Origin of the sequence: Burkholderia sp. (assembly GCF_018375725.1) — a bacterium.
GTDB lineage: Bacteria > Pseudomonadota > Gammaproteobacteria > Burkholderiales > Burkholderiaceae > Burkholderia.
This window is the reverse complement of sequence record NZ_JAHACR010000090.1, coordinates 1-13,663: the sequence shown is the minus strand read 5'-3', so window position 1 is coordinate 13,663 and position 13,663 is coordinate 1. Positions and strand designations below refer to the sequence as shown.

Here is a 13,663-nt window from a genome sequence, read left to right as displayed (position 1 = left end):
TGGAAGAACTGGCAGTTCGCACAGGCCTGCCCAGCCTGAAACTTCGGAAACTTCGTATGATCGACCCGGCTTGCATTGGTCTTGTAACCCAGGGCCTGGGCATTGGCATCGGATTCCTGCACGGCACCGGCATCTGCCGCCGCCGCGCGGCGTCCAAAGGCCAGCGCGGATGCCAGAACGGCGGTGGTCGCAATAAAACCTCGACGTGAGAGCTTCATGGTTTCCTCCTTCATGCTTGCGTGAACGGATAGCAGGGAAACCTCGTCCGATTATTTCCACATGTTCGAATCAGATCGTTGGGCATCAGGTCTTCATCGACATCGCCCGCAGCAAGCACACTGCGCGCCCGGCCGAGATCTGCCGCGTGACTGAACGTCCGGACACGCGGAACCGCATGCCATGCATACGCACGGCATGCACCATCGGCATCATCGATTCGTCGTTGGAAAATACCCGGCTTTCCGCGGTCTCGCGCCGGCCAGTCACGGATCGCGTGACGCCGTCCATCTCGACGCGGCGGCCGTGGACGCCGCCGCGTCATGCTGCCCATTGTGATGCCAAATGTCCGAGGGCGCATGATATTGACGGCATCCAGCGCACGGACATCGGGCAGTCGGGTGAGCGATGCGGGTCATGCGTCATGGGCAGTGCCGCGACGGTCACGCGCCACGCTGCCCCGGCCTGACGGATGGCGGTGTTCCTGTGATGTTCTGCTCGGCAATGAGACCGACCGAACCGAGCACCATCCCGACCGCTTTCGGCGTCAGCGAGGTCCGGCTCGGCACTGCCGGCCCTCGCCGGCATGCTCCGGCTCGCTGAGGGCCGTACACCGCGTCATGCACTCGCGCACGTGTCAAACAGCCCGCGCCGAAAAAACCGACGCCGCGTCCGCTTCCGGCCGAGACGGCGGTCGCACGAGAAAATATCCGCGCGGTGTGACAACGGGCGCATCGACAAGCTTCACGAGCTGGCCCGTTGTGACGAGTTCGTCGACGAGTGGCGTCCAGCCCAGCGCGACACCTTCGCCGATCAGCGCCGCGTGGATCACCAGCGCATAGCTGTTGAACGTCACGCCACGCTCGCGGTCCGGTGCCGGCAGCCCGTGCGTGTCGAACCAGTTGCGCCACGACAGCGAGCGCTCCGGTTGCGTCGGCTGCACGTGCAACAGCTGCAGCGACAGCAGGTCGGCCGGCTGCGCGACGTGAGAATGCGCATCGCGAAACGCCGGCGAGCAGACCGGAGTGACGATCTCGCGAAACAGCGGCGCGGCCGTGCACGACGGCCAGTGTCCGTCGCCGAACAGCATCGCGATGTCCGCATGATCGCGCTGCACGTTGAAATCCTGCGACGTGACGACCCGCACGTCGACGTTCGGCATCACGCGCTTCAATTCGGCGAGGCGCGGCATCAGCCAGTAGGTCGCGAAGCCGACATCGGTGATGAGCGTGAGTTCGCGCTGCGCATGCCGCGCGCGCAGCGCGGCGGTCGCGTCGCGCTGCATGTCGAGGCTCGCACGCACCGCGTCGCAGAGGAGACGGCCGTCGTCGGTCAACACGACGCCGCGCGGGCCGCGCTCGAACAGCGGCACGCCGCGTTCCCCCCTCGAGCTGCACGATCTGCTGCCGACGCTCGTCGAGCTTGCGACCGGCGACGCGCGCGACGCCCGGCCCGATCCCGTCGACGGCGCGAGCCTCGTTCCGCATCTGCGCGGCACGCTGTCGCACGAAGCGGCGTTCGGCGAATATCTGGCCGAGGGTGCGATCGCGCCGATCGTGATGATCCGGCGCGGCAATCGCGGCGGCGGTGTGCTGGGCGGCGGCCGGCGCGCAGGCGGCCGAGCCGCCAACGTGCCGCGACGTGCGGATGGCGGCGCCCGGCTGGTCCGACGTCGACGCGAAGAACGCGATGGCGGGCGTCGTGCTGAAGGCGCTCGGGTATCGGCAGAACGTGTCGGACCTGTCCGTGCCGATCACGTACGAGGGGCTCAGGAAAAGGCAGGTCGACGTGTTCCTCGGCAACTGGATGCCGGCGCAGGCGCCGCTCGTGAAGCCGTTCGTCGCCGAGCGGGCGATCGACGTGCTGCGCGCGAACCTGTCCGGTGCCAAGTTCATGCTGGCCGTGCCCGATTACGTGGCCGCCGCGGGCTTACATACGTTCGCCGATCTCGCGAAGTATGCGGATCGCGTCGACGACAAGATCTACGGACGGTATCGAACCCGGCGCGCCCGCGAACCAGAACATCAAGCGGATGCTTGCCGACCATGCGCTCGGCGCCGCGAACTGGTCGCTTGTCGAATCGAGCGAGACGGGCATGATCACGCAGATCGAGCGGGCGGTGCGCGACAAGCGCTGGATCGTGTTTCTCGGCTGGGAGCCGCATCTGATGAACACGAAGTTCCGCCTGACGTATCTCGCAGGCGGCGACGCTTACTTCGGCCCGAACGATGGCGGCGCAACGGTGAATACGGTCGCGCGTGCCGGCTTCGCGGATCAGTGCACGAATCTCGCACGCCTCTTCCGGCAGATGACATTCACGGTCGACATCGAGAACCGGATGATCGCCGACATGCTGCAGAACAAGACGCCAGCCGCTGTCGCGGCGCAGCCTGCGTTGCAGGGCGATCCGACGCTCGTCGCGGCGCGGCTCGACGGGGCGTGACGACGGCCAATGGAGCGCCGGCGCTGCCGGCCATGCGCGCGGCGCTCGACGGACGGTGACGGGTGCCGTCGAGGCGCGTCGGCCGATCGGCCTTGGCGACGTTCGATCAGCGTGTCACCGGCTAGTGAATCTGCCCGGGAGAGGAGGGGAAGGCCATTTCATGAGCCGGCATGTGATATGCGATTTCGGCTACGGCGCGCTGTTGCGCCGTATCGACTCGGGCCGGCCTTTCATCACAACCTGGCTTCCCCCTTGATTCACGGGGGTTCAGGCTTCGCGATAGGTGCCTTTTTTCTTGGCCGCGAACGTGGCCAGCGCATCCATCAGGGGTGGGGAGAGGCAGTCGTAGGGTTCAAGACTGAGTTCGCGCAGGCGGTTGCGGATCGCCTCCATGCCTGACGGCGGGACTCCGCCCTCGATCACCGACGAGACGAAAGCCGCGAAGGTCGGCGCAGACCAGCCCTGCTGGGGAGACAGTTCGGTATGGACGAAGTCCAGGCCGTAGAACGCATGATCCTTGTTTTCGATACGGCCGAACATATGCGCGCCGCATTCACGGCAGGCGTGCCGTTGAATGACAGCGTGCTCGTCGACGATATGGAGTTTTTCGGGGTGCGCCACCACGCTGACCTTGTCCCGGGGCACGACCGCGACGACCGCGAAGATCGCGCCGGCGGGCTTCCAGCATTTGGTGCAGCCACAGGCATGGTTATGCATCGTCTGCGCGCCGACCACGACTTCCACTTTGTCCGTGGGACACAGGCACTGTAGGGTGCCTCCGGCGAAGCCGGGTTGTGCCGGACGAATGCCGTTATCGACAGACGGATTGATAGGGATTGCGCTCATGACAGCTCTCCTTGGGCCAGCTTGGGAATGGCACGGCCTGTCGCGGCCGTGCCACGAGACGGTGCCTAGTAGCGGATGACCGAGCGGATCGCCTTGCCCTCGTGCATCAGGTCGAAGGCCTGGTTGATGTCGTCGAGACCCATGGTGTGGGTGACGAAGGGCGCGAGATCGATCTCGCCTCGCATGGCTTCCTCCACCATGCCTGGAAGCTGGCTGCGTCCCTTGACGCCGCCGAAGGCTGAGCCTTTCCACACACGGCCGGTCACCAGCTGGAACGGCCGGGTGGCGATTTCCTTCCCGGCACCCGCGACGCCGATCACGATCGATTGGCCCCAGCCGCGATGAGCGGCTTCGAGGGCGGCACGCATGACATTCACATTGCCGATGCACTCGAAGGTGTGGTCGATGCCCCAGCCGCTCATTTCGATGAGAACCTGCTGGATCGGCTTCTCATAGTCGTTGGGGTTCAGGCAGTCGGTGGCGCCGAACGCACGGGCCAGCGCAAACTTGTCCGGATTGGTATCGATGGCGATGATCCGGCCAGCCAGGGCCTGGCGCGCCCCCTGAATCACGGCGAGACCGATCGCGCCGAGACCGAAGACGGCCACCGTGTCACCTTCCTGCACCTTGGCCGTATTGTGAACGGCGCCAAGACCGGTCGTGACGCCGCAGCCGAGCAGGCAGACCTGCTCGTGATTGGCTTGCGGATTGATCTTCGCGAGCGAGACCTCCGCGACCACGGTGTATTCGCTGAAGGTCGAGCAGCCCATGTAGTGGAAAAGCGGCTGCCCGTTGTAGGAGAAGCGCGTCGTGCCGTCAGGCATCAGTCCCTTGCCCTGGGTAGCGCGGACCGCCACGCAGAGATTGGTTTTGCCGGACTTGCAGAACAGACACTCGCCGCATTCGGCGGTGTAGAGCGGGATCACGTGATCACCCGGCTTGACGCTGGTGACGCCTTCGCCGACCTCAACCACGACCCCTGCGCCTTCATGGCCAAGCACGACCGGGAACACGCCTTCTGGATCATCGCCGGACAACGTGAACGCATCGGTATGACAAACGCCCGTGTGCGTGATTTTCACGAGCACTTCGCCCTTGCGCGGCGGCTCGACGTCGATCTCGACGATTTCCAGCGGCTTTCCGGGCCCGAAGGCAACAGCTGCACGTGATTTCATGATGTTGCTTCCTTTACAAGTTAAATTTCTCGCGCCACGCAGTTTCTTGGCGCTGGCTAACGGAGACAGGACCGAGCGATAGAGCGGGTTTCGTCAACGGGCCTATTCTGCGAACTCGCCTTGCTTCACTATCGGGGAACCCCTCCCACAGGATTTGCGCTCACTTGGGAGCGCACTCCATGCTAGTGCAAACCTGGCCCCCGATACACCCCCAGCCTGCGTTGGCCGCGAAATCCTGCTTACGGCACCCGTCATGAGCAGCGAGAAACGGCATGCGGGCCGCGACAGGATGCTCGTGATCCGCGCGGCGGCTGTTTCGCGCGGGTTGCAACGACGGGCGTTGCCGTCAAACGGCCGTTCGCTCAACGCGAATCCGAACGGCCGGTGTGGGCGGGCAAGCACCGGTCGCTGCGCTTTTCCTTTGGCGCGGACGGCCTGCTAGACTGGAAATTCCCCTGCAAACCATGGAGGGAGACATGACGACCGTCTATGTCGTGAGGACCGGCGAGCAGTTTCTCTGTGCCGCCGAGGACGGCGATATCGGCATGGCGCCGGCGATCGAGGACGCGATGTCCTTTCTCTCGTACGAGGAAGCGAACAAAGCGGCGAGCAAGCATGCCGATCCGGGATACGAAATCGTGGCCGTCGAAATTCGCGGTCACTGATGCGGAGTCCGTTGCCGGGCGCCCGGTGAGAAAGGGGCTGGCAGTCTGGCTGGCGCCATGCGACACGGTGGCCCGGTCGGCTGCGGCCACAATCGTCTGCAAATTACGTTTTCTGTCGACCAAGCGTGCGTACGCGGGCGCCTAATCCCAAAAACTCCGGATCGCGACCGCGACAATCACGGGTACCGAAAACACCAGCGGAATCGCGAAATACTGCGCTTCGCGATCGACCATCCAGCTATAGATCAGCCAGCCAGCGCCGATGCCGAACGTAACGAGTCCGGCGAGGACGGCGCCGATATTCAGCGTCAGATTGGATGGCCGGCGGCGCGTCTTCGGCGTCTTCGCGTGGCGGGGCGATTTCATCGGAATGGTGCGGCCCTGGGCGGATGGGGATGCCAAGACACAGGAGACCGCAATCGCATCGATCGCGCAAGATCCGCGTCGTGCGCCGATCCTGCTGCCGAGGGTGCCGGCCGGCACGCGGCCGGCCGAGCCGCGTGCGTCGCGCTGCCCGGCGCGTGCTATGCGCCGGGGCAGACGCATGGCCGATCGCCTGCGGCCGGCAAGCCGATGGCGAATCCGATCAAATGGTTGTGACAGCAACCATTTCGCTCTATGCTCGCCGGTTCCGAGGAGACGGAGCAACCCATCATGAACGATACGAATTCCGGGCCGGTGCGTGCGGCGATCGTCGGCGCCGGCGCGATCGGCGGATTGCTCGCGGCTGCGCTGTCGCGAGCCGGCATGACCGTGAGCGCGTTCGCGCGCGGCGCGACGCTCGATGCATTGAGGGCGCATGGCGTGCGGGTGCTGGACGAGCAAGGGGAAGAATCGCCGCCGGTCGCCATCGCCGCGAGCGACGACGCAGCCGAACTGGGCGTTCAGGATTACGTGGTGATCGCGCTGAAGGCGCAGGCGCTGCCCGCTCTGGCTGCCCGCATTGCGCCGCTCGTCGGGCCGCACACGGTGATCGTCGCGGCGATGAACGGCTTGCCGTGGTGGTTCACGCATGGTCTGGCAGGTCCGCTCGACGGCGTGCTGCTCGACGCGGTCGATCCGGCCGGCGCGGTATCCGCTGCGCTGCCGCCGGCGCAGGCGATCGGCTGCGTCGTGCATCTGTCGGCGAGCTCGGGCGGCCCGGGCATCGTGCGTCGCGGACGCGGCAATCGCCTGATCGTCGGCGCGCCCGATGCCGCGCTCGATGTCGATGCGACGCGTATCGCCGCGGCGCTCGCCGCGGGCGGCTTCGATGTCGAGACGACGTCCGCGATCCGCGCGGAAATCTGGGCGAAGCTGTGGGGCAACATGAACATGAATCCGCTGAGCGCGCTGACCGGCTCGACCGCCGATCGTCTGCTCGACGATCCGCTGACGCGCGAACTGGCACTGCGGATGATGGAGGAGGCGGCGGAGATCGGCGGAAAGCTGGGCTTGAATACCGGCATGAGCAGCGCGGAGCGCATGGCGGTAACGCGCACGCTGGGCGCGTTCAAGACGTCGATGCTGCAGGATCTGGAAGCGGGGCGCCCGCTCGAGCTGGGGCCGATCCTCGGCGTATTCCCGGAGCTGGGCCGCAAGCTCGGCGTGCCGACGCCGTATTGCGACACGGTCCTCGGCCTGCTGCGGCAGCGCGCGGCGAACAGCGGGTTGTAACCATGCCTGCGCGGGTGCGGCCGGCGTGCCGCGCCCGGCGCGTGGCGATGCCGTCTTGCCGGTGCGCGGTATCCGGGGGAGCGCGCCATGCGGGCGAACCCGCGCTCGTCAACCGGGGCGGCCGTCCGCCGGCCGCGCGGCGCGCTATTCGTCGCGTTCGAGCGCGTGCGCGACGACCTTGTCGAGCAGCCGCTCGAAAGTCTGGCGTTCGCTGTCGCTCAGGCACGCGAGCAGCCCGTCGTTCCACTTGCGCACGATCGGCATGATCTTGCGATGAAGCGCGCGGCCGTCCGGCGTCAGCGCGATCAATACGACGCGGCCGTCTTCCTCGCTCGCGCTGCGCGCCAGCAGGCCCTGCCGCAACAGCGCCTCGGCGGCCCGGCTTGCCTGGCTCTTGTCGAGGTTGGTGCGGCGGGCGAGATCCATGATCGAAAACGGGCCGAACGCGCCGACGGCCGCGATCACGCGTGCTTCAGGCAGCGAGATGCCGAGCTTGTGCCGGTACATCTCGCCGATCCCGCGGTCGGAGCGCTTCGTGAGCGCGTGCAGGCGATAGGTCAGATACTGATCGAGCCCGGCTTGACGGCCTTTCATGTCGGATCCTGAAGAAGAGGGCGGGCCAGATTGTTCCCGTATCGCGCGCTCGGGTCAACGGTCAGCGCGCACCGTATTTCAGTCGTGCCAGTTGCTCCGCTTCGTTCGCGAGCAGGCTGGCGGCGTCGCGGATCGCAACGTCGAGCGTGATCGGGCCCGGCGCCGGCGAGAAGCAACCGGAAAAGTGCGCGGACAGGCGCGGCAGTGCGGCCGGATCGACCGCGCCGGACAGCAGCGACGCCGGCACGCCTGCCGCCTGCGCATGCCGGCACGCGATGAATGGCGCCTTGCCATGCAGCGTCTGCACATCGGAGCGCCCTTCGCCGGTGATCAGCCAGTCCGCGCCGTCGAGTGCCGCATCGAGCCCGACCTGCCGCGCGACGACTTCCGCGCCGGTTTCGAATTGCGCGCCGAGCATGTGTAGCGCGAAGCCGAGGCCGCCCGCCGCGCCGGCGCCGGGCCGATCGCGGCCGCGGCGGTCGAGCGCGGCTTCGAGCAGGTCGGCGAAATGGCCGAGCGCGGCGTCGAGGGCTGCGACCTGTCCCGGCGCGACGCCCTTTTGCGGGCCGAACACGGCGGTCGCGCCATGGTCGCCCGTCAGCGGGTTGTCGACATCGGACATGCCGACGAACTGCGCATCCGCCAGGCGCGGATCGAGTGCCGAGACGTCGATCCGCACAATCTGGGCAAGGCTGGCGGGCACCGGCTCGACCGGCTGGCCGGCGGCGTCGAGGCAGCGCAGCCCGAGCCCGGCGAGGAGCCCCGCGCCCGCATCGTTGGTGCTGCTGCCGCCGAGGGCCACGAAGAAACGGCGGACGCCGTCGTCGAGCAGCATGCGGATGGCTTCGCCCATGCCGCGCGTGCTGCGCGCGTCGACCGGCACGCTCATGCCGACCGGATCGGTGATGCCGACGATCTCGGCCGTCTCGACGATCGCCGTGCGCGTGTCGATCACGCCGACCGCGGCCTCGCGTGGCGCGAGCGACGCGCCGGCGACCCGGACCGTGCGCCGCGTGCCGCCTTGCGCGAGCATCGCGTCGAGCGTGCCTTCGCCGCCGTCGGCCATCGGGCAGCAGCGGACGACGGCATCCGGCCGCGCGCGGCGGATGCCGGACGCGATCGCGTCCGCCACCTGCGCGGCGGAAAGCGAGCCTTTGAACGAATCGGGCGCGACGACGACGACGGGCGCGGACGGGTGATGCGGCATGGTGTCTCCTGTCTCCGGATGGCGTGATTGGTCGGACGATACGCTGCGGGGATGGCGCATGCGGCGACGCATGTCATTGGCAGCTTACAGGATGGCGGCGATGCGTGGATAACGCGTGCGGCATGACCGCGATTCGCGTGCATGGGCGGCCAAACGGCGGCGGCCGGATGCGCCCGTCGTGAGAACTGGCGATGCGAGGAAAATTGTTTGCTAGAATAGCCGATTCTTCCGGCCAAAGCCGTCAGGGGTGCCCTGCGCGAGCCGCTTGCCTGCCCATCCGGCGATCGAATGGGGGCGTGGCTCACCGGCGCGGCGTACCACGCCGCGAGGCGGGCACGGCAAGGAAAACCCGATTCGCTCGAATAATTTTAGGACGATTGAAGCCATGGCTAACGTTGTTGAAAACCTCGGCAAGCTTGAACGCCGCGTGACGATTTCCCTGCCGAAGGAAGCGGTGCAGAAGGAAATCGACGCCCGGATCCAGAAACTCGCGAAGAACGTGCGCATGCCGGGCTTCCGCCCGGGCAAGGTGCCGCTGAAGATGGTGGCGCAGCAGTATGCGGGTCAGGTCGAGGCCGAAGTGCTGAGCGACAAGATCGGCCAGGAGTTCTTCACGATCAGCCGTGCGGAAAACCTGCGCGTCGCAGGCCAGCCGAGCTTCGCCCCGAAGCAGGAGCAATCGGATGACGCCTATGCGTTCGACGCGACGTTCGAGGTCTACCCGGAAGTGAAGATCGGCGATCTGGCGACGGCTGAAGTCGAGCGCTCGACGACGACGATCGGCGACGAAGAAATCGACCGCACGCTCGACATCCTGCGCAAGCAGCGCGTGCACTTCCACGCACGCGGCGAAGCCGGCGAGCACGGCGACGGCGGTGCAGACACCGCAGCCAAGAACGGCGACCGCGTGACGGTCGACTTCGTCGGCAAGATCGACGACGTCGCGTTCCAGGGCGGCACGGCCGAAGATTTCCCGTTCGTGCTCGGCGAAGGCCGCATGCTGGCGGAATTCGAAACGGCAGCGCTGGGCCTGAAGGCCGGCGAATCGCGCACGTTCGACCTGAAGTTCCCGGACGACTACCACGGCAAGGACGTGGCCGGCAAGACGGCCCAGTTCACGGTCACGATGAAGAAGATCGAATGGCCGCACATGCCGGAAATCAATGCCGACTTCGCGAAGTCGCTCGGTATCGAAGACGGCGATCTCGCCAAGATGCGCAACGAGATCAAGGAAAACCTGGAGCGTGAGGCGAAGCGCCGCACGCAGGCGATCATCAAGAACCAGGTGATGGACGCGCTGCTGAAGATTTCCGAACTCGACGTGCCGAAGGCGCTGGTCGAGCAGGATCAGGAGCGCCTCGTCGAGATGGCGCGCCAGGATCTCGCGCAGCGCGGCGTGCCGAACGCGAAGGATGCGCCGATCCCGGCCGAAATGTTCGCCGACCAGGCCGAGCGCCGTGTCAAGCTGGGCCTCGTGCTGGCCGAGCTGGTGAAGTCGAACGGCCTCGAGGCGAAGCCGGAGCAGATCCGCGCGGAAGTCGACGAGTTCGCGAAGAGCTACGAAGACCCGAAGGAAGTGGTCCGCTGGTATTATTCGAACCAGCAACGCCTCGCCGAAATGGAAGCGTTCGTCGTTGAAAGCAACGTCGTCGATTTCGTGCTGGGCAAGGCGAAGGTGACGGATAAGGAAGTGAGCTTCGAGGCACTCGCGAGCGCATCGGCGCAAGCGTAAGTATCGCTCTAGCGGCGTGCCGGCTGTCGGAGCGACGGCCTGCACGCCGTTTTTACGTCAAGCGCACGGTTGCCATTAATATGGCGATTGAGCGGGCGGCTTCCCTCCGTTCAATTTTCATTTCGAACAAGGTTCATTGAATGATCACTCGCGCTGAATTGCTTGACACGCTTGCTTCGAACGCGCCGCGGGATTTCGAGGCGCAAGCGCTGGGGCTGGTTCCGATCGTCGTCGAAACGAGCGGTCGCGGCGAGCGTTCGTACGACATTTACTCGCGTCTCCTGAAGGAGCGCGTGGTGTTCATGGTCGGCGAGGTGAACGACCAGACCGCCAACCTCGTGGTCGCGCAGTTGCTGTTCCTCGAGAGCGAGAATCCGGACAAGGACATCAACCTCTACATCAACAGCCCGGGCGGTTCGGTGTCGGCCGGCATGGCGATCTATGACACGATGCAGTTCATCAAGCCGGACGTATCGACGCTGTGCATGGGGCTCGCCGCCAGCATGGGCGCGTTCCTGCTTGCATCGGGCGCGAAGGGCAAGCGCTTTGCGCTGCCGAACGCACGCGTGATGATACACCAGCCGCTCGGCGGCGCGCGCGGCCAGGCATCCGACATCGAGATCCAGGCGCGTGAAATCCTCTACCTGAAGGAGCGCCTCAATCAGCTGCTCGCGCAACACACGGGACAGGAAGTCGAGCGCATCGCGCGCGACACCGACCGCGACAACTTCATGTCGAGTGAGGATGCGAAGGCGTACGGGCTGATCGATCAGGTGGTGCAAAAGCGCCCGTGAGCTTAGTGGGGTGCCGCCCCATTGAGGGCGGCGCGTCCGATACGCCCTGAGCATCTGCGGCAGTCACACCCAGCCGTCTCCGGTCGCGCCCTAGGTCGTGGCGCGCGGAGCATCGGCGTATCATGTCATTTACGTGTCCGGAGGCTCTACATTCATGGCGGACAAAAAAGGTTCGAACAGCGAGAAGCTGTTGTATTGCTCGTTCTGCGGCAAGAGTCAGCATGAGGTCAAGAAGCTCATTGCCGGCCCGTCGGTCTTCATCTGCGATGAGTGTATCGACCTGTGCAACGAGATCATTCGCGACGAAGCGGCAGCTGCAGGCGTCGAGGCCAGCCTGTCCCGGACGGATTTGCCGAGTCCGCAGGAAATTCGCGACATCCTCGATCAGTACGTGATCGGGCAGGAGCGCGCGAAGAAGATTCTCGCGGTGGCCGTCTACAACCACTACAAGCGTCTCAAGCATCTCGACAAGAAGGACGACGTCGAGCTGTCGAAGAGCAACATCCTGCTGATCGGCCCGACGGGTTCCGGCAAGACGCTGCTCGCACAGACGCTGGCGCGCCTGCTGAACGTGCCCTTCGTGATCGCGGACGCGACGACGCTGACCGAGGCCGGCTACGTCGGCGAGGACGTCGAGAACATCATCCAGAAGCTGTTGCAGAACTGCAACTACGAGGTCGAGAAGGCGCAGCGCGGCATCGTCTACATCGACGAGATCGACAAGATCAGCCGAAAGTAGGACAACCCGTCGATCACGCGCGACGTGTCGGGCGAGGGCGTCCAGCAGGCGCTCCTCAAGCTCGTCGAGGGCACGATGGCGTCGGTGCCGCCGCAGGGCGGCCGCAAGCATCCGAACCAGGATTTCATCCAGGTCGACACGACCAACATCCTGTTCATTTGCGGCGGCGCGTTCGACGGTCTGGAGAAGGTCATTACCGATCGCACCGAGAAGACCGGCATCGGCTTCGGCGCGACGGTCAAGAGCAAGCAGGAGCGCGACGCCGGCGAGGTGCTGCGCGAGGTCGAGCCGGAAGATCTGATCAAGTTCGGCCTGATTCCCGAGCTGATCGGCCGTCTGCCGGTCGTCGCGACGCTGGGCAAGCTCGACGAAGCGGCGCTGATGAAGATTCTGGTCGAGCCGAAGAACGCGCTCGTCAAGCAGTATCACAAGCTGTTCGCGATGGAGCGCGTCGAGCTGGAGATTCGTCCGGCCGCGCTGCAGGCGGTGGCGCGCAAGGCGATCCGTCGCAAGACCGGCGCGCGCGGCCTGCGTTCGATCATCGAACAGGCGCTGCTCGACGTGATGTATGAACTGCCGACGATGAAAGGGGTCAGCAAGGTCATCATCGACGAGAACGTCATCGACGGCGACGGCAAGCCGCTGCTGATCTACGAGGACACGCCCAAAGTGGCGGGTTCGAACTGATCGGCTTGACGATGTTCAGACGAAAAAAGCCGTTCATGAAACCGTGAACGGCTTTTTTTCGTTTATCTTGTGGGTAACTCTGACTCGACACGCGGCGGTTACTTTCTTACCGAATATTTCCCACACTTGAAGGCTTGCAATCCGATGTGCCGGCCTCAATTACCGAACAATTGATTCCACTCATGGGGAAATGAAATGTCAGGTACCCAACTTCTCCCGCCGGAACGCATCACGCTCCCGTTGCTGCCGCTGCGGGATGTCGTCGTTTTCCCGCACATGGTGATTCCGCTCTTCGTGGGCCGGCCGAAATCGATCAAGGCCCTCGAAGCAGCGATGGAAGGCGGCAAGCACATCATGCTGGTCGCGCAGAAGACCGCGGCCAAGGACGAGCCGACCGAGAAGGACATGTACGAGGTCGGTTGCGTCGCCAATATCCTGCAGATGCTCAAGCTGCCGGACGGCACCGTGAAGGTGCTGGTCGAAGGCCTGCAGCGTGCCAAGGCGTTGTCGATCGAGGAACAGGAGACGCAATTCTCCTGCGACGTGATGCCGCTCGAGCCGGATCACGCGGATAGCGCCGAGACGGAAGCGCTGCGCCGCGCGATCGTGTCGCAGTTCGACCAGTACGTGAAGCTCAACAAGAAGATCCCGCCGGAGATTCTGACGTCGCTGTCGGGCATCGACGAAGCCGGCCGGCTCGCGGACACGATCGCCGCGCACCTGCCGCTCAAGCTCGACCAGAAGCAGCACATCCTCGAGATGTTCCCGGTCGTCGAGCGTCTCGAGCATCTGCTCGCGCAGCTCGAAGCCGAGATCGACATCCTGCAGGTCGAAAAGCGCATCCGCGGGCGCGTGAAGCGCCAGATGGAAAAAAGCCAGCGCGAGTACTACCTCAATGAGCAGATGAAA

Annotated in this window: 12 protein-coding genes and 4 pseudogenes; 8 read left to right on the top strand and 8 right to left on the bottom strand. The window is 65.2% G+C overall.

What is annotated here, in order from left to right; all coding sequences use genetic code 11:
- The 3 genes and pseudogenes from KH616_RS12385 to KH616_RS12375 form a co-directional block, all read right to left on the bottom strand.
- Nucleotides 1-218 (bottom strand): high-potential iron-sulfur protein (locus KH616_RS12385; protein WP_292244828.1); only part of this gene is annotated, 218 nt, incomplete at its 3' end.
- Between the two features lie 85 nt (nt 219-303).
- A complete protein-coding gene (locus KH616_RS12380; RefSeq protein ID WP_292244827.1) occupies nt 304-507 on the bottom strand; it encodes a hypothetical protein in 204 nt (67 codons plus the stop codon).
- A 327-nt stretch (nt 508-834) separates the two neighbouring features.
- Nucleotides 835-1,597, bottom strand: a pseudogene (locus KH616_RS12375) (LysR substrate-binding domain-containing protein); the annotation flags it as partial.
- Between the two features lie 16 nt (nt 1,598-1,613).
- Here KH616_RS12375 and KH616_RS12370 point away from each other — a divergent pair.
- Nucleotides 1,614-1,793: pseudogene (locus KH616_RS12370) on the top strand (choline-sulfatase); the annotation flags it as partial.
- A pseudogene (gene choX / locus KH616_RS12365) lies at nt 1,792-2,718 on the top strand (choline ABC transporter substrate-binding protein). The pseudogenes KH616_RS12370 and choX, both read left to right, overlap by 2 nt.
- Before the next feature lie 208 nt (nt 2,719-2,926).
- Here choX and gfa read toward each other — a convergent pair.
- Together gfa and KH616_RS12355 are read right to left on the bottom strand one after the other, a co-directional pair.
- On the bottom strand, nt 2,927-3,505 hold the full coding sequence (gfa, locus tag KH616_RS12360; RefSeq protein ID WP_292244825.1) for an S-(hydroxymethyl)glutathione synthase: 579 nt from the start codon (nt 3,503-3,505) through the stop codon (nt 2,927-2,929).
- 65 nt (nt 3,506-3,570) lie between these two features.
- Nucleotides 3,571-4,680: an S-(hydroxymethyl)glutathione dehydrogenase/class III alcohol dehydrogenase gene (locus KH616_RS12355; RefSeq protein WP_292244823.1), complete on the bottom strand. Its 1,110-nt coding sequence runs from the start codon at nt 4,678-4,680 to the stop codon at nt 3,571-3,573.
- 476 nt (nt 4,681-5,156) lie between these two features.
- Between KH616_RS12355 and KH616_RS12350 the strand changes: the two genes are divergently transcribed.
- Nucleotides 5,157-5,345 (top strand): hypothetical protein, encoded by a 189-nt coding sequence (locus KH616_RS12350; RefSeq protein ID WP_292244821.1) that lies wholly within the window; start codon nt 5,157-5,159, stop codon nt 5,343-5,345.
- 141 nt (nt 5,346-5,486) lie between these two features.
- Here the strand turns inward: KH616_RS12350 and KH616_RS12345 are convergent, their stop codons facing one another.
- Nucleotides 5,487-5,711: a hypothetical protein gene (locus KH616_RS12345; RefSeq protein ID WP_292244819.1), complete on the bottom strand. Its 225-nt coding sequence runs from the start codon at nt 5,709-5,711 to the stop codon at nt 5,487-5,489.
- 288 nt (nt 5,712-5,999) lie between these two features.
- Here KH616_RS12345 and KH616_RS12340 point away from each other — a divergent pair, with 288 nt between their 5' ends.
- The gene (locus KH616_RS12340; protein WP_292244817.1) at nt 6,000-7,001 is read left to right on the top strand and encodes a 2-dehydropantoate 2-reductase; all 1,002 of its coding nucleotides are present in this window, start codon (nt 6,000-6,002) and stop codon (nt 6,999-7,001) included.
- 144 nt (nt 7,002-7,145) lie between these two features.
- Here the strand turns inward: KH616_RS12340 and KH616_RS12335 are convergent, their stop codons facing one another.
- Complete coding sequence (locus KH616_RS12335) at nt 7,146-7,595, bottom strand: MarR family transcriptional regulator (RefSeq protein WP_292244815.1); 450 nt, start codon at nt 7,593-7,595, stop codon at nt 7,146-7,148.
- Between the two features lie 61 nt (nt 7,596-7,656).
- Complete coding sequence (locus KH616_RS12330; RefSeq protein WP_292244813.1) at nt 7,657-8,802, bottom strand: glycerate kinase; 1,146 nt, start codon at nt 8,800-8,802, stop codon at nt 7,657-7,659.
- Nucleotides 8,803-9,187: 385 nt separating this feature from the next.
- On the opposite strand from KH616_RS12330, the gene tig reads away from it, so the two are divergent.
- From tig to KH616_RS12310, 4 genes and pseudogenes are all read left to right on the top strand, one after another.
- The gene (gene tig / locus KH616_RS12325) at nt 9,188-10,534 is read left to right on the top strand and encodes a trigger factor (RefSeq protein ID WP_292244811.1); all 1,347 of its coding nucleotides are present in this window, start codon (nt 9,188-9,190) and stop codon (nt 10,532-10,534) included.
- Between the two features lie 140 nt (nt 10,535-10,674).
- Complete coding sequence (clpP, locus tag KH616_RS12320; protein ID WP_292244809.1) at nt 10,675-11,328, top strand: ATP-dependent Clp endopeptidase proteolytic subunit ClpP; 654 nt, start codon at nt 10,675-10,677, stop codon at nt 11,326-11,328.
- A 154-nt stretch (nt 11,329-11,482) separates the two neighbouring features.
- Nucleotides 11,483-12,754, top strand: a pseudogene (clpX, locus tag KH616_RS12315) (ATP-dependent Clp protease ATP-binding subunit ClpX).
- 195 nt (nt 12,755-12,949) lie between these two features.
- Nucleotides 12,950-13,663, top strand: a 714-nt coding sequence (locus KH616_RS12310; protein ID WP_292244807.1) for an LON peptidase substrate-binding domain-containing protein, incomplete at its 3' end; no start/stop codon positions are given.